20 protein-coding genes and 1 riboswitch are annotated in these 24,807 nt (G+C 44.6%); of the genes, 10 read left to right on the top strand and 10 right to left on the bottom strand.

Features of this window, described 5'->3' with window-relative positions; translation table 11 throughout:
• Positions 1-132: 132 nt before the first annotated feature.
• From J5X92_RS07770 to ccoG, 3 genes are all read right to left on the bottom strand, one after another.
• Positions 133-2,061, bottom strand: a complete 1,929-nt coding sequence (locus J5X92_RS07770) for a TonB-dependent receptor (protein WP_208805294.1) — start codon at positions 2,059-2,061, stop codon at positions 133-135.
• A 51-nt stretch (positions 2,062-2,112) separates the two neighbouring features.
• Positions 2,113-2,329, bottom strand: a riboswitch (cobalamin riboswitch).
• A gap of 44 nt (positions 2,330-2,373) precedes the next feature.
• The gene (locus tag J5X92_RS07775; protein ID WP_208805296.1) at positions 2,374-3,345 is read right to left on the bottom strand and encodes a serine/threonine protein kinase; all 972 of its coding nucleotides are present in this window, start codon (positions 3,343-3,345) and stop codon (positions 2,374-2,376) included.
• Positions 3,342-4,775 carry a cytochrome c oxidase accessory protein CcoG gene (gene ccoG / locus J5X92_RS07780; RefSeq protein ID WP_208805298.1) on the bottom strand — a complete coding sequence of 478 codons (1,434 nt, stop codon included), beginning with the start codon at positions 4,773-4,775 and terminating at the stop codon, positions 3,342-3,344. The genes J5X92_RS07775 and ccoG overlap by 4 nt, the downstream gene beginning before the upstream one ends.
• A 320-nt stretch (positions 4,776-5,095) precedes the next feature.
• On the opposite strand from ccoG, the gene J5X92_RS07785 reads away from it, so the two are divergent.
• Both J5X92_RS07785 and J5X92_RS07790 read left to right on the top strand, forming a co-directional pair.
• Complete coding sequence (locus J5X92_RS07785; protein ID WP_208805300.1) at positions 5,096-5,461, top strand: hypothetical protein; 366 nt, start codon at positions 5,096-5,098, stop codon at positions 5,459-5,461.
• 276 nt (positions 5,462-5,737) lie between these two features.
• On the top strand, positions 5,738-6,271 hold the full coding sequence (locus J5X92_RS07790) for a DUF3016 domain-containing protein (RefSeq protein WP_208805302.1): 534 nt from the start codon (positions 5,738-5,740) through the stop codon (positions 6,269-6,271).
• Positions 6,272-6,359: 88 nt separating this feature from the next.
• Here J5X92_RS07790 and J5X92_RS07795 read toward each other — a convergent pair whose 3' ends face one another.
• Positions 6,360-8,120 (bottom strand): acyl-CoA dehydrogenase family protein, encoded by a 1,761-nt coding sequence (locus J5X92_RS07795; RefSeq protein WP_208805304.1) that lies wholly within the window; start codon positions 8,118-8,120, stop codon positions 6,360-6,362.
• An 89-nt stretch (positions 8,121-8,209) separates the two neighbouring features.
• On the opposite strand from J5X92_RS07795, the gene J5X92_RS21255 reads away from it, so the two are divergent.
• The 3 genes from J5X92_RS21255 to J5X92_RS07805 are packed head-to-tail and all read left to right on the top strand — an operon-like array spanning position 8,210 to position 9,981.
• On the top strand, positions 8,210-8,338 hold the full coding sequence (locus J5X92_RS21255) for a hypothetical protein (protein ID WP_280115964.1): 129 nt from the start codon (positions 8,210-8,212) through the stop codon (positions 8,336-8,338).
• A gap of 27 nt (positions 8,339-8,365) precedes the next feature.
• Positions 8,366-9,115 (top strand): SDR family oxidoreductase, encoded by a 750-nt coding sequence (locus J5X92_RS07800; protein WP_208805306.1) that lies wholly within the window; start codon positions 8,366-8,368, stop codon positions 9,113-9,115.
• On the top strand, positions 9,112-9,981 hold the full coding sequence (locus J5X92_RS07805) for an amidohydrolase family protein (protein ID WP_208805308.1): 870 nt from the start codon (positions 9,112-9,114) through the stop codon (positions 9,979-9,981). The genes J5X92_RS07800 and J5X92_RS07805 overlap by 4 nt, the downstream gene beginning before the upstream one ends.
• 54 nt (positions 9,982-10,035) lie before the next feature.
• Here the strand turns inward: J5X92_RS07805 and J5X92_RS07810 are convergent, their stop codons facing one another.
• The 5 genes from J5X92_RS07810 to J5X92_RS07830 all read right to left on the bottom strand — a co-directional run bounded on the left by J5X92_RS07810 (position 10,036) and on the right by J5X92_RS07830 (position 14,393).
• The gene (locus J5X92_RS07810) at positions 10,036-10,389 is read right to left on the bottom strand and encodes a hypothetical protein (protein ID WP_013785447.1); all 354 of its coding nucleotides are present in this window, start codon (positions 10,387-10,389) and stop codon (positions 10,036-10,038) included.
• Positions 10,386-11,672, bottom strand: coding sequence for a hypothetical protein (locus tag J5X92_RS07815; RefSeq protein ID WP_208805310.1), 1,287 nt, complete (start codon positions 11,670-11,672; stop codon positions 10,386-10,388). The genes J5X92_RS07810 and J5X92_RS07815 overlap by 4 nt, the downstream gene beginning before the upstream one ends.
• A 64-nt stretch (positions 11,673-11,736) precedes the next feature.
• Complete coding sequence (locus J5X92_RS07820) at positions 11,737-12,921, bottom strand: mandelate racemase/muconate lactonizing enzyme family protein (RefSeq protein ID WP_013785445.1); 1,185 nt, start codon at positions 12,919-12,921, stop codon at positions 11,737-11,739.
• Positions 12,922-12,987: 66 nt separating this feature from the next.
• Positions 12,988-13,755: a class II aldolase/adducin family protein gene (locus tag J5X92_RS07825; RefSeq protein ID WP_208805312.1), complete on the bottom strand. Its 768-nt coding sequence runs from the start codon at positions 13,753-13,755 to the stop codon at positions 12,988-12,990.
• Between the two features lie 116 nt (positions 13,756-13,871).
• Positions 13,872-14,393 (bottom strand): NUDIX domain-containing protein, encoded by a 522-nt coding sequence (locus J5X92_RS07830; protein ID WP_208805314.1) that lies wholly within the window; start codon positions 14,391-14,393, stop codon positions 13,872-13,874.
• 145 nt (positions 14,394-14,538) lie between these two features.
• Between J5X92_RS07830 and J5X92_RS07835 the strand changes: the two genes are divergently transcribed.
• The 5 genes from J5X92_RS07835 to J5X92_RS07855 all read left to right on the top strand — a co-directional run bounded on the left by J5X92_RS07835 (position 14,539) and on the right by J5X92_RS07855 (position 22,634).
• A complete protein-coding gene (locus J5X92_RS07835) occupies positions 14,539-15,600 on the top strand; it encodes an efflux RND transporter periplasmic adaptor subunit (protein ID WP_208805316.1) in 1,062 nt (353 codons plus the stop codon).
• Between the two features lie 3 nt (positions 15,601-15,603).
• Positions 15,604-18,714 (top strand): efflux RND transporter permease subunit, encoded by a 3,111-nt coding sequence (locus J5X92_RS07840; RefSeq protein WP_208805317.1) that lies wholly within the window; start codon positions 15,604-15,606, stop codon positions 18,712-18,714.
• Positions 18,715-19,243: 529 nt separating this feature from the next.
• Positions 19,244-19,648, top strand: a complete 405-nt coding sequence (locus J5X92_RS07845) for a phosphate ABC transporter substrate-binding protein (RefSeq protein ID WP_126872457.1) — start codon at positions 19,244-19,246, stop codon at positions 19,646-19,648.
• Between the two features lie 32 nt (positions 19,649-19,680).
• Entirely contained in the window at positions 19,681-20,862 is a 1,182-nt protein-coding gene (locus J5X92_RS07850; RefSeq protein WP_126872458.1) for a topoisomerase IV, read from the top strand.
• Positions 20,863-21,014: 152 nt separating this feature from the next.
• Positions 21,015-22,634: a methyl-accepting chemotaxis protein gene (locus tag J5X92_RS07855; protein ID WP_126872459.1), complete on the top strand. Its 1,620-nt coding sequence runs from the start codon at positions 21,015-21,017 to the stop codon at positions 22,632-22,634.
• Between the two features lie 253 nt (positions 22,635-22,887).
• Here J5X92_RS07855 and rpoD read toward each other — a convergent pair whose 3' ends face one another.
• Positions 22,888-24,714 (bottom strand): RNA polymerase sigma factor RpoD, encoded by a 1,827-nt coding sequence (gene rpoD / locus J5X92_RS07860; protein ID WP_013785437.1) that lies wholly within the window; start codon positions 24,712-24,714, stop codon positions 22,888-22,890.
• Positions 24,715-24,807: the final 93 nt, after the last annotated feature.

Consider the following 24,807-nt stretch of genomic DNA (forward strand, 5'->3'; position numbering starts at 1 on the left):
CACTAGTTTACGCGACAAGCGAGCGGAAAAATGCAACGAATGGATAATATATGAGGGTAAAGCTTCGCTTCTTCGTAAAGAAGAAGCGAATAAAATGTCACTATTTGCGTCTAAAAAGTGACGTGGTAGGTTTTACTGGTGGCGGTAGCTCACAGATAGCAAAGCACGTCGTTCTTGGCCTGCATAGCCCACGATATCCTCGTAGTCGCTATCAAAAAGGTTATTCACTTTTAATGATAACGCCCACTTTTCAGAAATATTATAACCAAGATTAACTGACGCTAGTGTGTAAGCTGACAATCCCAAGGTTTCTGCATTCGCTGGGTAGGGTGGGAAATAAGTATCGTAATGGGTGCCGGTATAGGCCAGTTTTGCATAAAGGCTAAATTTCTCGGTACCTAAATCAGACAATACCGATAAAGCGCCTTGGTGTCGTGCACGTCGAAGCTCGGTGTTAGCAATACCATCATCTTTTTGCTCGGCGTCTAAATAGCTATACGACGCTGATACCTTCGCTAAATCGTGAAGCCACGTTACTTCAACGTCTACGCCGTCACGGCTACTTTCACCGTCTGTATTCGCAGCGGTATACACGCCTTGAGTGGTGTCAAAAACGAAGCCATTAATCTCATCTTCAAGTTGGGCACTATAACCACTTACTTGTGCTGAAACCGAATTCCAATTTGCTTTTACGCCAACTTCCCATTCTTCACTCTCTTCAGGTGTTAAGTCTGGGTTGCCAATAAAGCTATCTGGGAAATAGCCAAATCGCTCAGTAAAGGTTGGGGTTTTAATGGCCTTGCCGTAGCTAGAAAATAGCGCATAGTTTTTTGATACTTGCCATGTAAGACCTGCGCGATAACTCACGGCGTCATCAAATTCACTGTTGTTATCGAATCGTGCGCTTAAGGTTGCGAAAACATTCTCAACAAGGTCACCTGTAGCTTCACCAAATAGGCTGGTGGTATTGTCGTGTTGCTTTTGATTAGGATCGCCAAACAGCACAGGGCCACGTTGTTCAAACAAACGTTGTAAATATTCAGCACCACCTGCCACTTGCCAATTGTCGAAGCGATAAAAGCTTGTCCAGTTAAGTCCTAAGCGCTCGCCAGTCGTACCACCCGCATCGGCACCCGAAGTGGTATTGTCATTATCATCTTTTCGGTAATCGAAAGACACCGTAGATGCATAAGCTGATGCATCGGGTGCGTAGCGCCATGCTAGTTTAGTGCTTAGTTGGCTACCATCAGTCACATTGTCGGCATCAGCAGGCAACCCAGTGGTAACATAGTCAGTACCATCGTAATCATTTTCGTATTGGGTGCTGCGGAATTTCGCGCTTAATGTGTGTGCATCTGCCAACGCATAATCAACATTAATGCCTGCGGTCATGTTGTCATAACCGTCATCTTCATTACCGATGCGCGAAATGTTATCGCCATCTGTTTTAAGGTATGTGGCGTAAGTGCGCACTGCCACATCGCCATTTTGCGTAGCGGCGTTAATGCTGCCTTGGTAAGTACCTTGTGTGCCTATTCCTGCACTTAAATTAATGCTAGGTTTTGCACTGGTTCCTTCACCGGCTTTGGTGGTGATGCTCAATACGCCACCAATTGCGCCACTGCCCCATAAGGCACTTTGCGGGCCACGTAGTAGTTCTATACGGACCACGTTCGCTGAGGTCAAATGGGCCAAGTCTATCAAGCTTCCTTGGCCAATGTCGTTAGACACCACACCATCAATAAGCACAAGCAAGTGATTACTTTCGCTGCCTCGAACACGAAGTTCGGTAAGGCCGCCTGGGCTACCTGATTGGGAAAGGCTTACGCCAGGCAAACCACGAATTAAATCGGTAAGTTGCACAGCGCCTGAGGCTTGAATATCTTGCTCGGTAAGCACGCTTACCGATGCGGGTAGCTTAGCTATTTGTACAGGTAAACGGGTGCCGGTAACAGTGAGTGTTTCTATGGTATCAGGGGTTTGTGCTAAAACAGGTGCAGACAGCATTGTCGCCACAGCAGCGTATACTGCAGTGCAGGTAAAGTGTGTTTGAAATTTCATTGTATTTCTCGCTATGTACTCCGCCCGAGTACAAGGGTGAATGTAAGCAGAATAACTGCCGTGAAGCTAGGCCGGTATCCGGGCTCACTCACCAATACTGTGTATGGTTTCTCTGCCTTCCCATGTCGCGACATCAATAGCGATGACACAGTGGCGTATAAAGGAGAATGTGTGTGGTCACACTGAGTTTACCGTTGCGGGGGCAGCATCAGATTTCACTGATTTCCCGTTTAACCCATAGATGGGCACCTAAGCGCGACGGAGTATAGCTTAAGTGCCTAATAAATAGCGAGTGTGTTCAGGTTTTGCGCGCTAATATCCGAGTTTTAGAGGCGCTTCCTGCATGGCGGAAAGTTGTTCTTTTAACGCAAGAATTTGACCTTCCCAGTATTTATCATCGGCAAACCATGGAAAGGCACGAGGGAAAGCTGGATCTTCCCAGCGTCGAGACAGCCATGCCATATAGTGCACCATACGCATGGCGCGAAGGGGTTCAATTAGCGCAAGCTGATTGGTATTAAACGGCTGAAATTCTTCATAGGCTTCAATCAACGTATCGAGTTGCAATAGTTGTTGCTGTCTGTCGCCGCTCAGCATCATCCATAAATCCTGAATGGCAGGGCCCATTCGACAATCATCTAAATCAACAAAGGTGGGGCCATCGCGCCACAGAATGTTACCCGGATGGCAATCGCCATGCAGCCGAATAACGTCGGTGGCTTTGTAAGCCGAAGAGGCCGCGGTTATAACGGGGTTCAAAATAGCAAAAAAGGCCGTTTTAAGATGACTGGGCAACAAGGTGCTATTTTCTAAAACCTGGCGAGGTTCATCCAAATAACTTTGCGTGTCGATATCTGGACGTTGCTTAAAGGTTTTCGCTTGAGACACGCGGTGAATACGGCCAATAAAGCGCCCCATCCACTCAAGTTGATCTAAATTATCGTTCTCAAACTGGCGGCCACCTACCGAAGGGAAAACGGTAAAACGGTAATCACCATGGTGATGAAGGGTTTTTCCGTTTAGCGCTAGTGGCGCCACAATCGGAATTTCGCTATCAGCAAGCTCTTGGGCAAAACTGTGTTCTTCCAAAATTTGCGGGTCTGTCCAACGGGCAGGGCGATAAAACTTAACCACATAACGTTTGTTGTCATCGGCTTGAAATTGGTAAACCCGGTTCTCGTAACTATTGAGAGCAAGTAAGCCGCTTTGAAGAAAAATGCCCTGAGTCTCCAGGGCATCTAATATAGTGTCTGGATCTAATCCAGAAAACGAAAAGTCTTTCATCGATAAAGGAATTTGGTTGGCTCATTAACCGTAACGTTTTCACCTGAATCGGTGGTAGTGGTCACGGTGAATTGAATGTCTGTTACCACATCTTCCAGATTATACGGGTCGGTTGCAACCGAAATCGGTGTGCTATAAACCTCACCACCTTGTACCGTCACTTCTCTATTTCCAATAAAGGTGTATTCAGGCAGCCCTTGAACCGAAATAGTATAGGTCTGAGTTTGTTGAGATTTGTTGAGTACTTTAACGGTATAAACGTTCTCAATTAACCCTTCATTGGTTTCACGATATAACGAATTGCGGTCGCGAATAATATCAATTTCAAGAGGCACGCGGGTTACAATGTCAGCAACCAATAACCCTGTCATGACAATGAGTACGATTAGGTAGCCAATAAGCTTAGGCCGCACGATGTGTGTTTTGCCCCCCGCCAGCTCTTCTTCCGACGTAAAGCTTATTAGCCCTTTGGGGTAATCCATTTTATCCATTACACCGTTACACGCATCTACGCACGCGCCGCAGTTAATGCATTCATATTGTAAACCGTTTCGAATATCGATACCTGTGGGGCAAACCTGCACACATAGGTTACAGTCAATACAGTCGCCCAGGCCTTTTTCGTGCACCTGTTCATGACTTAGTTTACGAGGGCGGGGGCCTCGCTGTTCGCCTCGTTTCGCATCGTAAGAGACGGTAAACGTGTCTTTGTCGAACATGGCCGATTGGAAACGTGCATAAGGACAAATATGAGTACACATGATTTCACGCATGTAACCCGCGTTAGCGTATGTACACACTGCGAAAAAGACCACTGAGAACGCGGCCCAGAAACCCGTTTTAAAGGTAAAGAAATCAATAAAAAGGGCGCCGATGGGGGTAAAATACCCTACAAAGGTAAGTGCGGTAAGGAGGGCAACTGCCACCCAAGCCGTATGTTTGAGGGTTTTGCGAATAAACTTATCCGCGTCCATTTTTCGTGAATCTAGTTTTATGCGTTTATTTCTAGGGCCTTCTATCTTCTCTTCAAACCAAGTATAGATATATACCCAAGTGGTTTGAGGGCACATAAAGCCGCACCAGACCCTGCCAGCAAAAGTAGTCACAAAAAATAACGCGAATGCACCCACGATAAAAATATAAGCAAGCAAGGTTAAATCTTGCGGCCATAACGTTAACCCAAAGATAGAAAAGCGCTGTTCTACAATATCGAGTAGTACCGCCTGCTGGCCATTAAATCTTATCCAAGGAATGGCGGCGAAGATGGCCAGAAAAAACAAACCGAAAAAACGTCTAAATGTTTCAAGAGGGCCTTTAACCGCACGAACGTAAATTCGACTACGCGAGTCGTATCGCTTCCCTTCAGTATTCGATGCGGGCTTGTGCACCTTTACGGGAGTAACGTTTTTAACCGGAATTTGTTCGTTCATTTTTTCAAAACCTTAGCCAACTTCTTGTATTGCGCGGCGCATTATAACAGCTGAAATTTAAGCGTGTTTAACATAGATCAATGATAGGGCTAATGATCATCTTTATTTATCTTTCAGTCAATACTGAAAGTTCAGAAATTATATTTTATCAATCTATCTTTACTTAATGCTAGTTGACTACTATGGCGATAATAGCTTTTAATACCGAATAAAAATTACACAAGTAATTATCCTTTTGATTTTTTAACGAAAATGTTTGTTGAAAATAACTAACGATAGCTGTGTTGTTTGAATTAAGTATAGTAGTGGAATAATTTTAAATGCTTCGTTTCTTTGTAATCTGTGCCGAAATTGTATTATTGGTGATTGTGCTACGATCGCCTTTTGTTCAGTACTTTTTTTCAGATATACAAAGTACGGTCTCAGGTTGGTTTGTTTCCATTTCTGAGCTACCTGAACAAAGAGAGCTAGATGCGCTACGAAATCAGGCGACAGCGCAGCTTGCGCCATTAAAAGAATTCGAAGCAAACTACCTTCGAAGAATTCTGGCAAGTCGTTCAACGGTAATGCGCTTTCATATCGCTTACTGCGAAACCACCGATATAAACCCGAATTTTAGCCTCGGTAAGCGTCAGCAGTTGTGCACACTGATAGAGCAATCAAAACTACTGGAGCCCGATAGATAGTTACTGGAATCCGATAAATAAATAGTGCTAAGGCGTTGTTTCTTTTTTCTTGCTTCTTTTTGTTGTGCCTTCTAATCCTTCCTCACTTTTACCGAGTATTTAGAGTAAGCCATTCACTTTACGTTCAGCTTCCTGTGCTACTATTGAGCATATAGTTGTGATAAAAGTAGTAATGCTGCTATAAGTTGAAGCCATGCTTCATTAAGCGCCGTTACCCGTTTACTCAGTCTTGTAGCTGACTAATACCGGGTTTTTATAAACGAGGTAGGGGGTCACATGAAAATAGCTAAGTTAACCGGTTTATGTACGCTTTTGCTCGCCAGCATGGGAGTGTCTGGTGTCTTGCAAGCAGCGCAGGTTGAAGTAACCTGGGAAGAGCCAAAGTCTTACCGAGATGTTAAACCATCGAACGAATCTCGAACTCGCTTTAGAGAACGCACTTTTAAAGAGCTCGATGAGTTTTTTACTGAACTCGCAGAAAAACTTCCCGAAGATCAGAAGCTATCAATTACCGTCACTGATTTAGATTTAGCCGGTCAGGTTTGGCCTGCATCTTTTGTTGGTATGGGGCAGTCTGCTACCGATGTCAGGATCATTAAAGAAATAGACATTCCTAGAATGTCATTCTCATATGTACTTACAGGCGGTGACAGCACAGTGCTTAAAAGCGAAGAGGTTAAGATTAAAGATATGATGTTCATGAATACCGTTAATCGTAGGTTACCCAGCGATAATCTGGTTTACGAAAAGAACATGATTGAAGATTGGTTTAACGATACGTTTGCAGAAAGTCTGGTTGCTAATAAGTAGTTACGTTTAGCTACCAGCTGTTATGTATTGTATCAATATAAATAAAAAAACCGCCTATACAGGCGGTTTTTTTATTTAACTTGCTTGATTAAATGTAATCAAACTCACTGCCGGATACGGCCAGCGTGCTTTCGTAGCCTGCTGAGTATGCTTGCTTGTGCGCATTGCGACGAGGCAATATACGTTGCATGTAGAAATCACGGGTCTTCTGCTTAGAAGAAGCTAGCACAGCGTTGTCGGTACTCGCCGCTTTATCTGCCATGCTGTACCACAGCACACCAATTAGCGAGTAGGCCGAATAGGCTAAATAATCTGCTGCTGCCGCAGCTGCTGTAGTGCCATCCATACCTAGGCAGTCAGCTGATGATGCGCGCCAATCGTCAAGTAAGCCCTGCGCTAGCCCTTTACTTTCAGCATCGCTAATATCAGCAACTAGCTCAGCAAAAGCTTGGTAAGTGGCTTCCATCATTTGCCCGCCATCACGGGTTAACTTACGACCAATTAAATCTAATGCCTGAATACCGTTGGTGCCTTCATACAACATGGCGATACGAACATCACGCATCAATTGCTCCATGCCCCACTCACGGATAAATCCATGACCACCAAAAACTTGCACCCCAATGCTGGTAGTTTCAAGGCCCATATCTGTCATGTAGGCTTTGCAGATTGGCGTAAGAAACTGCAGCACTTTATCTGCATTTTCTTTTTCTTCGTCAGTGCCTAATTTTTCGATATCCATGAACTTTGCGTATAGCAAAGACAGTGCGCGGCTACCTTCAATTTGTGATTTTTGGGTAAGTAGCATGCGGGCTACATCTGGCTGAAATACAATAGGATCGGCTTTGCCATCAGGGTTTTGAATGCCTTGTGGCGCACGAGATTGAACGCGCTCGCGGGCATACGTTAACGCACCTTGGTAAGAGGCTTCTGCAGCGCCTAAGCCTTGCAAGCCAACTTGGAAGCGTGCGTCGTTCATCATAGTGAACATACAGGCTAAGCCTTGATTTTCTTCACCCACTAGCCAGCCTGTGGCGTCGTCGAAGTTCATTACGCAAGTCGGGCTCGCTTTAATACCCATCTTATGTTCAATACTGCCTACAGATAAAGAGTTTGCAGTACTTGGCTCGTTATTTTCATCAAGCATTAGCTTGGGCACTAAAAACAAGCTAATACCTTTCACGCCTTTAGGCGCATCGGGTAAGCGAGCGAGTACCAAGTGAATAACATTGCTGCTCCAGTCTTGATCGCCAGCAGTAATGAAGATTTTATTACCGGTAACTTTATAGCTTCCGTCACCTTGCGGTTCAGCCTTAGTGCTAAGTAAGCTAAGGTCGGTACCAGCATGCGGTTCGGTTAAGTTCATCGTACCTGTCCACTCACCGCTGATGAGTTTAGCGAGATACTTGTCTTTCAATTCCTTGCTAGCATGTTTAGTCACTGCCAAAGTGGCGCTTTCTGTTAGCATAGTTGTTAAACGCCAGCTTAGGTTTGCAGCATTTAGCATTTCATGTACAGGCACCGCCATGGTGTAGGGAAGTTCCTGTCCATCATATTCAGCCGTACCTAACATGGCGTTCCAGCCATTTGCTACATACTCTTGATATGCGTCGGCAAAGCCTTTCGGTGTGGTGATTTTTCCGTCTTCCAGCTTACAGCCTTCTTCATCACCTTCACGGTTTAACGGTGCAACAACATCAATGGCGAATTTAGCGCCTTGTGCAATGATTTCGTTGGCCAAATCGCTGTCAAAATCGCTGATACCCAATTTTTCATAGTGGGCATCTAGGCCCAACCAATCCTTAAGTAGGAACTGAAAATCGGTAGTAGGGGCGTGGTACAGAGGCATAGAAGACTCCCTTTTCAAACAAGTGTTTTAATTTTGCCACATTATAGACACAAAAAGCATAGACAGAGTAGCCCGTTAAGGGAAAGTTAATGAAAAATAATATCGCTGTATTTGCACAACAACCGCTCAATGCCTTTCAATTTTCATTACCGCGCCATCATAATCTTTGGCAAAGCTTGCTTTTCAACAGCTCGCTGGCATCCTATAACTATCGTTAATGCCATGTATTAAGAAGTAGAGTACTCATGAGCCACGGGCAATCAGTTTGTGTCGTTACCGGCGGAAGTTTAGGAATAGGGTTAGCGGTTTGTCATACCTTTAGTGAAAATGACTACCGAGTGATAAACCTAGATGTGAGAGATTTTGACGACACACCAACTAATGCTGAATGGGTGGCGTGTGATGTCAGTAGCATGGAGCAGGTGCGACATGCTATCGACAATATTGCGGTGAAATATGGCCGGATAGATGCATTGGTCTGTAATGCAGGCATGCACGTGTCGGCAACCATTGAAGACACCGATGAAGCATTGCTTGATAAGATAATGAGTCTAAACATTAAGGGCGCGTACGGTGCAATTAAAGCGTCACTACCTACCATGAAAGCACAAAAAAGCGGGGCTATTGTGGTGATGGGGTCAGATCAGTGTTTTGTGGGTAAACAAAACTCTTTTGCCTATGGGTTAACAAAGTCTGCTTTAGCGTCTATGGCGAAAACCACGGCATTGGATTATGCCCCTTTCAATATTAGGGCTAACGCGGTATGCCCAGGTACGATTGAAACGCCTTTGTTTCACCACGCCATTGATAAGTACGTTGCGGCTTCTGGCGCCGATAAAACTGCAGTTGTAGCCCAAGAAGCCGCCGAGCAACCTATTGGCCGCATCGGCCAACCCGAAGACGTGTCTGAACTGGTGTATTTTCTTTGCAGTGAAAAAGCGACCTTTATTACCGGTAGCTTGCATGCTGTTGATGGCGGTTATACCGCCAAGTGAATATCGTCGATGGTCACTTACATTTTTTTGCCCTAGAGGCGGGTGATTACCACTGGCTCAAGCCCCAAAACCCGCCGCATTGGCAAGATAAGCAAGCTATTGCGTTGCCGTGTGGTGAAAGAAGCTTAACACTTTCTAACGGTCATACCCTTGCTGGCTACGTGCATGTTGAGGCAGGGTTCGACAATGAACGCCCTTGGCGTGAAATCCGTTATTTAGAACAGCATGCCCAACTGCCGTTTAAAAGCGTTGCCAGTATCGATTTATGTAGTGAACGGACCCTGTCTGATATTCAAACATTGGCAGGGTTTTCTTCAGTAGCGGGGCTTCGTCATATATTAGATGAACAAGCCAGCTTTATATTAACCCACCCTAAAACAAAGCATGCGCTTAAGCGTAGTAGCGAATATGGGCTGTCTTTCGATGCCCAGCTGGATGTGGGCGACGACGAAGCAGTAAGTGCATTACTAAGGTTACTAGAGGCATTACCGGCACTGTCAGTCATTATTAATCATGCAGGCTCAGCGCTGCTAGGTTCTGCCGTTACCGCTGCCTACGTTAAGCAGTGGCGTATTAATATGAAAGCACTTTCTCAGTGTTCTCGTGTGGCGGTAAAACTCTCAGGGTGGGAAATGCATTGCAGAAACTGGCATAGGCGCAGTGTGCAAAATGTAGTCGTTGAAACAGTCGCTATATTTGGCGTGTCGCGAGTAATGTTAGCAAGTAATTTTCCACTTTCTAACTGGCGCCACAGTTATCAAGAGCTGTGGCTACAATATGAAAAAATGCTGGCGCCGTTTACCCTTGACGCGAAACGCAGCCTGTTGGCAAATAATACCGCCCGTTGGTATGGTCTAGATATTTAAAGGGCTGTGTCCGCCATTATTCTAAGCCGCCACTTTACACGCGTGTGCTAAGCATTAGTCTATAAGTTGATGGTGGGCGGCCACCGTCTGGCTCTCTATATGAATAAAGCTAAATTCTGCGTTTTGCTGCTTTTTCAAGATAGTGAGGAATGCACGAAGTTCATCCACAAAGCGCTCTGCTTTATCTGGCATTACCGCGCACCACACACATAGCGATTTCTCAGTAATTAAACTGGCGTCGTAGCGGGGTTTGAATTCGCAGGCATCTTCGCGCCATGAACCTTCACAATCAATGTGTGTACACCCACCATAATAAGTAGATAAGTATTCATTTAATGCGTGTTTCACGGGCTCGTAAGCATGTGTGCCTGGTGTCAGTATGATGGTAAATTTTGTGCGCTTATTCATTTGTTCTTCGCAAATAGTAAGGCCATTAATAGCACCGCTATTAAGGCTAGGTTAACCGTATTTTCAGATGACATTAGCGAGAAAATATCGTAGATACCCCACGTTGAATCGTGCTTCACAGATTGTGACGCTGCGACAAAGTTGTTGGTAATATCCACCAAAGAAATACCCCCAATTAGCATGAGTATTACTTCAATCGATTTATTTATAGCACGATTAAGTTGGTTCTCGTAACTTGATATGGCGTTATTAATATAGGCTGCCCTATCGAGTAAACTGTCTTCTACCGCATTAATTTCCCATGCATCTATAAGTGCGTTCGCGAGTGGCTTTCGACTTCCTTGCAGGCCTCGAAGCGAATCGCAAAACTCCAATCGAATATACTCTAGGGTTCTGATTGAAACCATGCGCTGGATCAACTTTTCCAGGGCTTTCCTGCGTCTGCTCGACGATAGTGCCTTTAGTGATTGCAGTTGATGATAGGCGCTGCTCATCGATTGTTGATAGGCATACAACATCGCATTGTAGTGCTGAAGCAAAAACAAAACCCGTCGGTTATCCAGCGACAGCGAAATATCATTGTTTAAAAATAGGCAATTTCCCGAACGAAAGAAAGCTTCATTATCTTCATAGTCGTTGGGCGGACATTCGTGAATAATTGTAAAGGCTTGTATGGCTTCCTCAGTAGACTCTGGAACGCGAGTAATATAACAACGTCCGGTCCACAATACCGCGTCACTGTCGGTGAGTTCAGAGGTCAGTAATTTACAGCGTTTACTCAGTGTATCGAAGCTGGTGTTTAGCAAGTTAATCATGACACCGCCTGCCGCTTGTAAAATTAAAGACAGGCGTTGTTCGATATCTCTGTTTTCAATCTTTTGCCAACACACAGTGAGTTGGGCCTCGGATGTGGGGGCCAATGTAGCTTGTAGTGTAGCAATACCCGTTTGATATAACCGTAAATTCAAACCCTGAAGCTTAAGGCCTATTTCTTCTAAAGTTGAAAATGCATGCTGAAACGCCGGGCTTTCGCGGTCAATTTCAAGTTTTACCAATGGGGTAAACATGGGGCTTAATAAGTCTGAGTCGGTAGATACATAGCCCATGTCCAGCTTACTTTCTTGGTTAAGCACCCAATCTTGGCTGTGCATGACTTCTTCAACTTTGCTAGCTAAAGACGGCGTAAGCGCGCTGAATTTACGAGTTAACGCGATAGGCGTATAAGTAACAATAGAGACCGGTGGTGAGCACAATAAAGCCGATGGGGAAGGCGAGGCTGACATACTTCTTCTTATCCTTGAAAACAGGCGGGGCAAAGAAAACCATTGCCCCAATCTATGTGTTTCGTTATTTAAGCTCTGTTACTGTCATGTGAGGTGAGCGGTAAACAATCTCATCGTTCAAGTCGATACCTAATCCAGGGGTATCTGGCGCTTCAATAAAGCCGTTTACTGGCTGTGGGTCTTGTAAACAAAGCTCGCGGTTCCAGTCTTTAATGGCGTAAGTGTGATGTTCGTGAATTAAGAAGTTAGGTATTGCGGTTTCTAAGTGTAAGCTTGCTGCTGTTGCCACAGGGCCGCCACATACATGGGCTTGAATGCGTACGTCATAAATATCAGCATAATCACATACTTTTTTCGCTTCAGTAAAACCGCCACACAAGCCTACGTCAGGCTGCAGTACATCGATAGATTGGTCTTCTAAATAAGGGCGCACGTCCCAGCGATGATACAAGCGTTCACCACCAGCAATCGGTACGTTTACATTTTTAGCCACTTTATCGTGGAGTTTTGAATTCAAGTAATTGACGGGTTCTTCGTAATACAAGCAGCCAATCTCTTCAACAATATCACCAAGCTGGATGGCGGTAGATGCCCCTAACAAGCTGTGGCATTCGAAAATAATATCGCCGTCTTCACCCATGGTATCGCGTATGGCTTGCAAGCGGGCTTTAAATAGCTTTAATTCTGGCTTAGAGAAAAGCTTGGTGCGGTCGAAATGGGTCACGCCATCTTTATCGTAAACAATAGGGTCTACTTTTACCGCATCGTAGCCGTCTTTTAATGCTTTTTCGGTCGCGCGTGCATAGTCAGCAGGATCGTTAAGCTTAGTAACTTCTTTATCCCAATCGAACTGCAATTGGCTAGCATAGCTGCGTAGCTTGCCGTTGGTTTTCCCGCCCAATAGCTCGTACACGGGCAAGCCTAGGGCTCTGCCTTTAATGTCCCAAAGCGCAGTATCAATGGCACTCATTGCTGCATAAATAACAGGTCCACCACCTAAGCCCCAAAAGCCTTCACGTAACATACGCGACCACAATAGCTCAGTGTGGAACGGGTTGAAGCCAATTAGCATGGCTTCTGCAATTTCTTTTATCATGTGCGCTGCGGCACTATGACCCCAATCGTAAGCTAAGCCTGCTTCACCGACACCGGTAATGCCTTCATCGGTATACACTCGTACGAAAACAGGGTTCCACGCTGGGCGCTTTGGGCACTCAATATCAAATATTTCTACTTTGGTTACTTTCATTTATGGTTTCTCTATTGTCTGTTTGTAGTCGTCGCTAGCGGCACTGGCAACGACGCATAATATGGATTATTCACAAAAGCCAGGGTCGAGCTTATAGGCTTTTCTTAGCATGGCGGGCCAGGCCTTCTGGCCGCCGGTTTCACCACTGTGCACTACGCTGGCTTGCTGATAAATGCCGTCAATAATAGGCTGCGGTATATCAATAACTTCTTCGTTCGACTGCATGAGCGCCAGCTGAATTTCACAGGCTCTTTGTAAATCATAAAAGCGCATGAAAGCATCGCCTACGGTGGGGCCGACAGTTAACCCTCCGTGATTAGGCAGTAGCATATGGTTGGTATCGCCTAAATCATCTTGAAGGCTTTTCTTTTCACTGTCATTTACTGCCAAACCTTCATAACTATGGTACGACAGCGAGGGAAGTGAAAATAAAGAATACTGGCTCCAAGGCTTTAATCCGCCTTTTACCGATGCCACAGAAATGGTGGCGAGTGTGTGCAAGTGAATAACGCACATTGCATCGTGTCGAACCTCGTGAATGGCACTATGGATAGTAAATCCGGCGGGGTTTATTTGGTAAGGCGAGTCATCAAGGATATTACCTTCAAGATCAACTTTTACAAGATTAGACGCGGTTACTTCGTCAAATCCTAACCCAAAAGCGTTAACTAAGTAATGTTCGGTGCCGGGAACTTTTGCCGAAATATGCGTATAGATAAGATCGCCCCAACGCATATCCGCAACCAGTCGATAGCATGCGGCTAAATCGACGCGGGTTTGCCATTCTATTTCAGACACTTTGCCTTTAAGGCTAAGAGGAGCTAATGAATACACGGCCTGTCTCCTAAATATCGTAGGCTAAACATGAAGATAATGATGGCTTAACCCCTTCTAATAACAGCGGGTAATCAAATTACCAAAGCAAGGGCATTGGCACAACCAAACGCACGTTATTCTTGCTGGGACTGGCTAGTTTTAATTTTATTAAAGCTATCGCGAAACGCAATTAGATCATCAGGAAAGCGAAGTTGAACATGGGTGAGCAAAAAGGGATCGACCTTTACCAATTCAATCACTTCCAGTTTTGCCCATGGCGGCGCATCAAACACATCTGGCAAGTGTTCTACCCCAGCATTTAATGTACACTCAAATAGCGCGAGACCATTTTGTGTAACGGCCAATTTTTCACCTACCTCGACATTGAAACCTGTTTCTTCCCATGTTTCTCGGTGGGCTGCGCAAACTAATGATTCGCCCTCTTTTTTTCCTCCGCCGGGGAAATCCAAACGGTTTGAAAGGCGGTGTTTAATCAAAAGCGCTTTGTTTTGCACTTTAATGATGCATGCAGCAGCATTTTGAGTATGCTCCTCGTTATTCGTGCTTCGGCAAAAAGGCGCTTCAGGTACCGTCTTTGAACATCCAAAAAACGTTAAAACTACCAAAATGGATGATAAGCGAAAATTGATACTCATTAGTTTGGGTAAAATACTATTCAGAAAAAATTAATAATAATAAAAACGTAGATAAAGGTTTTAGTTTGAACGCGACCCTGAATCTCGTTAATGCACCAACTTGGTTACTTTATCATGTGGTGCATATTTACCAATAGGAAAGGTTATGTCTTCACGCAAATTACTATCTCCATTATTAATAGGGGCTTTATTGTTAGCGGCTGTGGTTGTCTATTTAAACTTACCTGCAGAAGAACAGGTGAAAAAAGGCGGTCCACTACCCACAACAGTGAAAACCATATTGGTAGAGCAAGGCGAAATGGCAATAACTATTGAAGCACTTGGTACTGCCAGAGCGAACGAATCGATAGCAGTCACTGCGCAAGTTACCGAAACCGTGCGCTCAGTTAACTTCGAAGATGGCGATAGTGTGAAGGCGGGCCAAGTGCTTATTCAGCTAAACAATAATGAAGAGTTGGCTCGGGTGGCTGAATTGCGCGCCAACATTGATGAAGCTAAGCGCCAATATACTCGTATTTTCAATTTACGTGAGTCTAGCGCGGCATCAGAACAGTTGCTTGATGAGCAACAAGCACGCGTAAAAGGGCTAGAAGCGCAGTTAGATATCGCTGAAGCACAGGTTGATGATTTGCAAATTCGCGCGCCATTTTCAGGCGTGCTGGGTGCACGACAAGTCAGTATTGGTTCATTAGTGCAGCCCGCAGGTGTTATTACTACTCTTGATGATATTAGCGTAGTAAAAGTTGATTTCAGTATTGCCGAAAACCAGTTGGCGAGTGTAGCAAAAGGTCAGAAGGTTTCTGCTACATCAGTGGCCTATCCGGGTGAAACGTTTAGCGGTGAAATTACGCATATTGATACCCGATTAGACCCCATTAGCCGTGCTATTAGCGTACGCGCAATTATCGATAACGAAGACCAACGATTACGACCGGGCATGCTACTTACCATCGTGGTTGAAAAACGTGTGCTTGATACGCTTATCCTTCCTGAGAAAGCTTTAGTGCCAGTGCAAGATATTCAATATGTGTATGTAGTGGAAGATGACGTGGCCCATCAGCGTGAAGTAGTTATTGGCGAGCGTCGCCCGGGTATTGTCCAAATTGTTTCAGGCCTTAAAGCCGGTGATGAAGTTATAACGGAAGGCACCCTTAGAGTACGCGATCAGTCTGCTGTTAACGTTCTTAACCGTAACAACGAGGGTTAAGCCATGTTGTTATCTGACATTTCAGTAAAAAGGCCGGTATTTGCCACGGTGATCAACCTACTGTTGATTATATTTGGCGTGGTCGCCATTTCCATGTTGGCCCTTCGTGAATACCCAGACATTGACCCGCCTATTGTATCGGTTTCAACCAAATACACGGGTGCATCGGCTAATATTGTTGAAACGCGCATAACCCAATTACTCGAAGACAGAATTTCGGGTATTGAAGGGATTAAAAATATTACTTCAACGTCCACCAATGGGCGCTCTGATATCACCATTGAATTTAAATTATCCCGAGATATTGACGCTGCAGCCAACGATGTGCGAGAGCGAGTGAGTCGGGCATTGAATAACCTACCTGATCAGGCCGATCCCCCAGAAGTTTCAAAGGCCGACTCCGATCAAAGCGCCATTGTGTGGTACAACCTTCGAAGTACAAACCTTAATACCATGGAGCTTACCGACTACGCAGAGCGCTTCTTAGTTGACCGCCTCTCGGTAGCCGATGGAGTAGCACGGGTTCAAATTGGTGGTGGTCGTCGCTATGCCATGAAAGTGTTTCTTGATAGAAACGCGATGGCTGCCCGCGGCATTACCGTAAGTGATGTTGAAAACGTTATTAGTTCCGAGAACGTTGAACTTCCCGCCGGTGAAGTAGAATCGCTAGATAGAAACTTTGAAGTGCGTGTAGCACGTACGTTCTTATCGCCAGAAGATTTTGCGGCGTTAACCGTAGCGGTAGGGGACGATGGATACCTTGTTCGCTTGGGGGAAATTGCGAACGTAGAGTTAGCGGCTGAAGACGACGAAACCGAGTTTAGAGGTGACGGCGTTAACATGATTGGTTTGGGCATTATTAAGCAATCAAAAGCCAATACCTTAGATGTTGCACGCTCAGCAAAAGCGCAAATCAGAAAAATTGAAGAAACCTTGCCGGACAATATTTTCATTGTGCCTAGCTACGACTCATCGGTATTTATTGAAGCATCGATTAACGAAGTTTATGAAACCCTTGCCATAGCCATGCTTATGGTGGTGATTGTTATTTATCTTTTCTTAGGCAATGTACGCGCCACACTTATTCCCGCGGTCACCGTACCCGTATCTCTAGTCGCAGCATTTATTGTGATGTATGCATTAGGCTTCTCTATCAACCTACTTACCTTACTGGCCATGGTGTTGGCGATTGGGCTGGTGGTAGATGACGCTATTGTGGTACTTGAGAATATTTCCCGTCGTATAGAAATGGGCGAGCCCCCTATATTAGCCGCTTTTCGAGGCGCTAGAGAGGTGGGTTTTGCAGTTATTGCTACTACCCTGGTATTGATTTCTGTATTTGTGCCCTTGGTGTTTTTAGAAGGTAATGTAGGGCGTTTGTTTACTGAGTTTGCCTTAGCTATTGCTGCTGCTGTGGCGTTTTCTAGTTTCACCGCATTAACCCTATCGCCCATGATGGCCTCGAAAATTCTGAAAAAGCGTACCCGTTCAGCAGGATTCGGGGCGTGGATGGATAAGCGTTTTCATGCCCTAGAAAATCGCTATTTCAAAAGCCTAGGAAGTACTATTCACCAGCCGTTTATCATGGTGTTATTGCTGATTGTTTCAGTGGTGGCATTAGTGCAAATATCAGAAAAGTTACCTAGCGAATTTGTGCCAAAAGAAGATCGCGGTAATTTTTATATTTTAATGAATTCGCAAGAAGGGGCTAGTTTCGAAAGCAATGCCGCTAATTTAAAACTTATCGAAGACATTCTAATGCCTTACCGTGAAAGTGGTGAAATAGGCAGATTACTGGTACGTACACCTGGGTTTGGGAATAATGCAGGTATGGCTATTATTGGCTCTGCCGATTGGGATGAACGTGACTTTAGCACCTTCTCATTGATGGATGAAATCAGTGCGAAGCTTGATGTCGTGCCAGATGTAAGAGCATTTGCCATCATGCGAAGTGGTATTTCAGGCGCAGGTTTCGGCCGCCCAGTGCAATTCGTCTTGCAAGGTGATACGTACGAGAACTTAGTTGAATGGCGTGACATCCTAATCGAAAAAGCGTCAGAAAATAGAAACTTAGTTCGTATCGACTCTGACTATAAAGAAACATCACCTCAGTTGTTGGTCAATATAGACAGAGACAGGGCAGCTGATTTAGGTGTGTCTATAAGTGATATTGGCCGTACCTTAGAAGTGATGTTAGGGCAACGTACGGTATCCACATTTTTAGATAGAGGCGAAGAGTACGATGTTATTATCGAGGGTATAGAGGCTGATTTCAGAAGCCCAAATAGTATCGATAATCTTTATGTTCGCTCTTCCAGAAGCGGCGAGCTTATTCCCATGGACAACTTGCTTACTTTCGAAGAGCAGGCAACGTCCTCTCGTTTAAATCGCTATAACCGTATGCGTGCTGTGACCATTTCAGCCAACCTTGCCGGCGACTACACGTTAGGGGAAGGCTTAGCTTACCTCGAGAATATCGTACGCACAGAGCTACCCGACAACGTATCTATCGACTACAAAGGTGAGTCACAGCTTTATCAAGAACAAGGAAATTCATTTATCTATGTGTTCATGCTGGCGCTTGCAGTCACATACTTGATCCTTGCTGCGCAATTTGAAAGCTGGATACACCCGCTAGTCATCATGTTAACCGTACCTCTTGCGCTGATAGGTGCTTTTATTGGCCTCTATTTTGCCGGTATGACACTTAATATTTATAGCCAAATAGGGCTGGTTATGTTGATTGGTCTTGCTGCGAAGAACGGTATTTTGATTGTGGAGTTTGCGAATCAACTTCGCGATGCAGGTATGAACTTCGAAGATGCTCTGCGACGGGCAGCTGCTCAGCGTCTTCGCCCTATCGTTATGACTGGTTTTACGACGGTATTCAGTTCTTTGCCCTTAGTGTTTGCTTCAGGGCCTGGCGCGGAAAGTCGCATGGTTATTGGTATGGTTATCGCTGCAGGCGTGTTGGTTTCAGCATTCATGACCTTATACGTAGTGCCTACCGCTTACAGTTGGCTGGCCCGAAATACAGGCTCACCTCAGCAAAGAACCACTGAGATAGAACGCTTAGAAGTTGAAATTCCCTACCGTAAAGGAGAAGAAAACTAAGTCTGTTTTACTATGAGCAAAAGCGTGTTTATTAAACGCCTATTCAATTCATCTATACGTAGTGAATAACTAAGAAGTATTGAAAAGTTCAAAAAGTCGTACGATATTAAGGTATATGTTTTTATACATTAATATCGTTCGACACTCCTAAGTGAATTTTTTGATCTTCTTGTATGCATTTGATTATATTGGGTTTTATTTATTTTTCCGCTAAGCCTTAATTATTTTCACGTATGAATCAGTGACCCCTACCGTTACGCTTATCCTTTAGTATAGTTGTTTCTACGCCCTTCTTCCCTAAACTGCGCCTACTTTTTAAAGCCAGACTGAACGTACAGAAAGTTTATACGAAAATTTTTTCGTATCTCAGTTGGCAGTTTTTCCAATCCTTGCTAATACTTATCTTAATCTTTAAGCAGGAAGATATCTGTATGAGTAAGCTTAAAAAATAAGCATATCGGTGTTGCGAATTGAAGATTAACGTTCTTAAATCGCGCTACCGAAACAAATACGACTTAGAGGACATGTAATGAAACAGTGGATACTAGCAGCGAGTTTATGCAGCAGCATGGCTTTTGCAGATGTAGCAGTGATAGTTCACCCATCCAATGGTGATGCGTTAGATAAAGATTCAATCAGCCGCCTCTTCCTTAACAAAATGAAAGCTTTTCCAAACGGCACGAAAGCAGTTCCACTAGCACTTGCTGAAGGGCAAGCTGCGACAGATGAATTCAACGGTAAAGTTTTGAATAAATCAGCGTCTCAGCTTACCGCTTTTTGGTCTAAATTAGTTTTTACTGGGAAAGGTCAGCCTCCTAAAGCATTAGGTAGCGACGCCGAGGTGGTTTCAGCTGTTGCTGCAGACCCAGGTGCAATTGGCTATGTAGATGCTGGCTCCGTAGACGGAAGCGTTCGCGTAGTTGCCACTTTTTGATTACACAGTTTAAGAATTTTTAAGGAACGAGCATGAAAACCAAACTTGCCTTTTTGACCGCTGCTAGCCTTTTAGCCGCACCAGCATTTGCAGAAATTCAAATTAACGGCTTCGCTAACTTAATCGGTGGTATGACACTAGATGATGACGAAGCAGTATACGATTACGACAGCGACTTTACCTTTGATCCAGCAAGTGTCTTTGGACTGCAAGTACGTGGCGATGTAAGCGACAAGCTTTCTGCTACGGCGCAGTTAGTAGGCCGTGGTAGTGATGACTACGATGCAAGCTTCGAGTGGGCTTACATGACTTACGTGGTAAATAACAACGTAAGCATTAGTGCGGGTAGAATCCGTTTACCACTGTTCAAATACTCTGCGTCATTAGATGTGGGTTATTCGTACCACTGGTTAACGCCACCTGACTCTGTTTACGGCATCGATTTCAACAACATCGATGGTGTGCGTCTTGACTACAGCACATACTCAGGCGATTGGGAATATGGCGCGCAGTTTACTGTGGGTCGAGTTCAAGCTGATACTTTTATTTCCGGTACACCGGCTGAGCTAGAGTTAGAAAACGTAGTTGCCGTTTCTTTTGAAGCGACACGTGATTGGTTCAGTGCTCGTACTTTACTAGCACGCGGTAAAACCACGGCAGTTAACGAAGATTTTGATACGTTTGTTGCGGGGATGGGACAATTTGGGTCATTCATTCCATCAGCAACTGCTGCCGCAGAAGGGTTCAGCGTAAATGAAGACACAGGTACATTCTTTGAAGTAGCCGTGGCTATTGATAAATATGACTGGTTTGTTGGCGCTGAGTTTACAAAAACAGAAGTAGATGATGCAATCATCGCGTCAAACGAAGCATGGTATGTAACTGCTGGAATGCGCTTTGGTAAATTTACACCTCATATTACTTATGAAGTAGAAGAAGCTGATAATGCTGATCAAGTTGGGCTTGTAGCCGGGCTGCCTAGCATGATTGACACAGGCGATGCAGTAACGGATGCAACATGGTCTGCAATTTACCAAGCGGCTACAGGTATTGCTGCCGACCAAGCACAGGACACTTCTGCTGTTACTTTAGGCCTTCGTTATGATGTAGAGCCAGGATTTGCACTTAAAGCTGGCGTTACTTGGTACAGCGATGACCTAATTGACGCTAACGATGCTACGCTTCTTAGAGTTGGCGCAAACTATACATTCTAATTAGCATTACAGTTGGATGTTTTATAGCCCTGTTCAGCAATGCGCAGGGCTAAGATATTTCTAAAGTTTTTTGAGAAAGTGAAGATATAGAATAACAAAGCCATGTTTTGTGGCCGTGCCTAAAGTAACGTGACGTAATTGGTGAGATAAAAATGAATTTTCTAAAAAAAATGCCCATCGCAACAAAGATTTTCCTGATACCGGGAATTGCTGCATTAAGCTTTATTATTTACCTCTTAATTACGGTTTATGTTGCTTTGAACAATGGCGACACCCTAGAGAAAGTTGAGAAGGTTCAGTTCCCCGCACTTCAATTGTCTGCCTCTACTTTGGTAGATATGCAAAAGGTGAGGGATACATTGAGTAGCGCGGTGACCACAGGCGATCAAGATACATTAAGCGCTGCGAGTGAGTTAGCCTCAGATGCAAAAGCAGGGCTTGATGAGATTAAAGCAATTAGCCCTGAATTCGGTCCTGCAATATCTAAGATTTCCCAGGGGTTTGATGATTACTTCGAAGTGGCTTTCGGTGTATCTCAATCTATGGTTGATGGCACTGCTGATTTTAGCCGTTTAGGTCAATTGTCGTCGCAGATGAATGGCTCATATGACGCCGTTATTGCCTCTATGTCGAATTTTAGAGACGAGCAACAGGCCGCTTTTGTTGAGTCGTTTGAAAGAACCAACGCCGCTAATACCTCACTTATTAGTACCGGTGTGGTAATGACTATCGTCGTCACCTTATTATTGTTTGCTACCGCTGTGCCCATTGTTCGTGGTATCAAGCAAAGCATTGACGATGTAGTGCGCTCGCTTAAAGATATTGCCCAAGAAAACGGTGATTTGACCGTTCGTATCGCAACGAAAAGTGAAGATGAAATTGGTGAATTGGTTTATTGGTTTAACCAGTTCATGGATAAGCTGCAAGGCGTTGTGAAAGATGTGGTTGAGGCAAGTTTGCCGTTATCAAACTTGGCGCAAAACCTTCGCGGCCTAACGGAAGAAACCCAGCGTACTATTGATATTCAACAGCAGTCTGCACAAAACGCCAAACTAGCGGTTGATACAATGAGTGGTTCAGTAGACGGAGTAGCACACAGTGCCGCACAAGCTGCTGCTGATGCTAATGAAGCGACTAGCGCCGCTGGCGAAGGTCGTCAAATAGTACAACAAACCGTTTCTAGTATTCAGCAGTTAGCCGAAAACGTGCGTGAAACCGCTGATGTGATTGGGCGCCTTGAGTCAGATTCTAATAAAGTTGGTTCGGTACTCGACGTGATTAAAGGTATTGCTGAACAAACTAACTTACTGGCACTTAATGCCGCTATTGAAGCTGCTAGAGCCGGCGAGCAAGGGCGTGGTTTCGCCGTTGTTGCTGATGAAGTTCGTACACTAGCATCACGTACCCAACAATCGACTGAAGAAATTCAAAGCACCATTGAGCAGCTACAGAGCGCAGCGCATTCGGCTGTAGAAGTGATGTCTCGCGGTACCGAGCAAGCAACCAATAGTGTTGAAACAGCTAATAAAGCCGGTGTTAGTTTAGAAACGATTACCAGTACAATTGGTCGCATTAATCAAATGAACGAACAGATTGCGCACAACACTGAAGATCAGCGTACAGTGGCGGTAGACATTGTGAGGCATGTTGAAGAGATTCACCAACGTACAGAGCAAACCTCTAGTCGTTCGGGCGAATTAGGTGTGATGTGTAACGAACTTGCCGATTTAGCACAGCATTTAGAACTGATAGCAAAGCAGTTCCGCGTATAACCGCTAACTAAATATAAAAAACGCCCTCAACATTGAGGGCGTTTTTGTATCTGACATTAAGTTGCTATCGGCGAGTAAAAATCACGAAGCTACTGAATAATTAGCGCCGCAAATGGAACGTAATTACTTTGGTAAGTAACCATGTTGGCTGTTGCAAGTGACTATTTTGTGCCACAGCTTAGCGCCAATTCAGATAAAAAAAATCCCCTGACAAAGCAGGGGATTTTATATTGTTTTATTACTTGCGAGTATTCTACTCGTCTAAGAAGCTTCGTAGCTGCTCAGAGCGGCTAGGATGACGTAGCTTACGCAATGCCTTCGCTTCAATTTGACGAATACGCTCACGGGTAACGTCAAACTGCTTGCCCACTTCTTCAAGTGTATGGTCAGTATTCATGTCGATACCGAAACGCATACGAAGTACCTTCGCTTCACGTGCTGTAAGCCCTGCCAACACTTCTTGTGTTGCGTCTTTAAGGCTACCGCCGGTCGCAGAATCGAGGGGCTGTATAATGGTGCTGTCCTCGATAAAATCACCTAGATGCGAATCTTCATCATCGCCAATTGGCGTTTCCATTGAGATTGGCTCTTTAGCAATTTTCAACACTTTACGAATTTTGTCTTCTGGCATAAGCATGCGTTCAGACAACTCTTCAGGTGTTGGCTCACGACCCATTTCTTGTAGCATTTGACGAGAGATACGATTAAGTTTGTTAATCGTTTCAATCATGTGCACAGGAATACGGATAGTACGCGCTTGGTCGGCAATAGAACGGGTAATTGCCTGACGAATCCACCAGGTAGCATAAGTTGAGAACTTATAACCACGGCGATATTCAAACTTATCTACCGCCTTCATCAGGCCGATGTTACCTTCCTGAATAAGGTCAAGGAACTGCAAACCACGGTTGGTGTATTTCTTAGCAATTGAAATAACCAAACGTAAGTTAGCTTCAACCATCTCTTTCTTCGCACGGCGAGCCTTTGCTTCACCAATTGACATACGACGGTTGATGTCTTTGATATCAGCAATAACCAAACCAGTTTCTTGTTCAACCTGGTTCATCTTGCTAATACAGCGTTCAATTTCTTCTTTATTAACGGCTAATGCGTCAGAATAAGCTGCGTTAGCTTTAATCGCTTTTGTTAACCAAGCAGAAGACGTTTCGTTTCCTGCAAATGCCTTGATGAAATCTTTCTTAGGCATTTTAGCGTTAACAACACAGAACTTCATAACAAGACGTTCTTGGATACGCACTTTGTCCATCATTGAACGCATGTTTTTAACCATACGATCAAATTGCTTAGGCACTAGACGGAATTCTTTGAAGACTTCACTCAATGCATTGATTTGTTCACGAGCGGCAGCATGAGAGCGGCCTTTCTTCTCGATAACGTCACGTGCTTTGATGTATTGATCACGAAGTGCACCAAACTTAGCACGGGCTAATTCAGGATCTACACCGCCTTCATCTTCGTCTTCTTCATCATCGTCATCATCTTCATCTTCCAGTTCTTCTTCTGAAAGTTCAGAGCCGATGTGCGTGGCCGTAGGAGCAAGATCTTGATCATCATTCGGGTCAACAAAACCAGAAATAATGTCGCTAATGCGAATTTCTTCTGCTTCGTACAAGTCCCATTGATCGAGCAAATAGGTGATGGCTTCAGGGTATTCAGCAACAGAGCACTGAACCTGGTTAATACCATCTTCTATACGCTTGGCAATTTCAATTTCGCCTTCACGAGTAAGAAGCTCAACCGTACCCATTTCACGCATATACATACGCACAGGGTCGGTGGTGCGCCCAATTTCGCTTTCTACTGTAGCAAGCGCTTGAGCCGCAGCTTCGGCTGCGTCTTCATCGGCGGTTGCTTCTTGCATGAGAAGTTCGTCTGAATCTGGAGCAGATTCAGAAACTTGAATTCCCATGTCGTTGATCATGCGAATAATATCTTCAATTTGATCAGAATCGACAATATCTTGCGGCAGGTGGTCGTTAACTTCTGCAAAGGTTAAGTAACCTTGCTCTTTACCTTTTGCAATCAGGAGTTTAATCTGAGACTGCTTGCTTTGCGCCATATAACCTACACTTCTCACATTCAATTAGTTTGCAATAGAAATACCCATACCAAAGAGGTATGTACATTATTTCTCTGTAGTACTACTGTTGTA

The organism is Alteromonas sp. K632G (assembly GCF_017653625.1).
GTDB lineage: Bacteria > Pseudomonadota > Gammaproteobacteria > Enterobacterales > Alteromonadaceae > Alteromonas > Alteromonas naphthalenivorans.

Bases quoted from the DNA above. Each gene is read 5' to 3' on its own strand.
- J5X92_RS07770 (WP_208805294.1), bottom strand. From the start codon at position 2,061: ATGAAATTTCAAACACACTTTACCTGCACTGCAGTATACGCTGCTGTG.
- J5X92_RS07775 (WP_208805296.1), bottom strand. From the start codon at position 3,345: ATGAAAGACTTTTCGTTTTCTGGATTAGATCCAGACACTATATTAGAT.
- ccoG (WP_208805298.1), bottom strand. From the start codon at position 4,775: ATGAACGAACAAATTCCGGTTAAAAACGTTACTCCCGTAAAGGTGCAC.
- J5X92_RS07785 (WP_208805300.1), top strand. From the start codon at position 5,096: ATGCTTCGTTTCTTTGTAATCTGTGCCGAAATTGTATTATTGGTGATT.
- J5X92_RS07790 (WP_208805302.1), top strand. From the start codon at position 5,738: ATGAAAATAGCTAAGTTAACCGGTTTATGTACGCTTTTGCTCGCCAGC.
- J5X92_RS07795 (WP_208805304.1), bottom strand. From the start codon at position 8,120: ATGCCTCTGTACCACGCCCCTACTACCGATTTTCAGTTCCTACTTAAG.
- J5X92_RS21255 (WP_280115964.1), top strand. From the start codon at position 8,210: ATGAAAAATAATATCGCTGTATTTGCACAACAACCGCTCAATGCCTTT.
- J5X92_RS07800 (WP_208805306.1), top strand. From the start codon at position 8,366: ATGAGCCACGGGCAATCAGTTTGTGTCGTTACCGGCGGAAGTTTAGGA.
- J5X92_RS07810 (WP_013785447.1), bottom strand. From the start codon at position 10,389: ATGAATAAGCGCACAAAATTTACCATCATACTGACACCAGGCACACAT.
- J5X92_RS07815 (WP_208805310.1), bottom strand. From the start codon at position 11,672: ATGTCAGCCTCGCCTTCCCCATCGGCTTTATTGTGCTCACCACCGGTC.
- J5X92_RS07820 (WP_013785445.1), bottom strand. From the start codon at position 12,921: ATGAAAGTAACCAAAGTAGAAATATTTGATATTGAGTGCCCAAAGCGC.
- J5X92_RS07830 (WP_208805314.1), bottom strand. From the start codon at position 14,393: ATGAGTATCAATTTTCGCTTATCATCCATTTTGGTAGTTTTAACGTTT.
- J5X92_RS07835 (WP_208805316.1), top strand. From the start codon at position 14,539: ATGTCTTCACGCAAATTACTATCTCCATTATTAATAGGGGCTTTATTG.
- J5X92_RS07840 (WP_208805317.1), top strand. From the start codon at position 15,604: ATGTTGTTATCTGACATTTCAGTAAAAAGGCCGGTATTTGCCACGGTG.
- J5X92_RS07845 (WP_126872457.1), top strand. From the start codon at position 19,244: ATGAAACAGTGGATACTAGCAGCGAGTTTATGCAGCAGCATGGCTTTT.
- J5X92_RS07850 (WP_126872458.1), top strand. From the start codon at position 19,681: ATGAAAACCAAACTTGCCTTTTTGACCGCTGCTAGCCTTTTAGCCGCA.
- J5X92_RS07855 (WP_126872459.1), top strand. From the start codon at position 21,015: ATGAATTTTCTAAAAAAAATGCCCATCGCAACAAAGATTTTCCTGATA.
- rpoD (WP_013785437.1), bottom strand. From the start codon at position 24,714: ATGGCGCAAAGCAAGCAGTCTCAGATTAAACTCCTGATTGCAAAAGGT.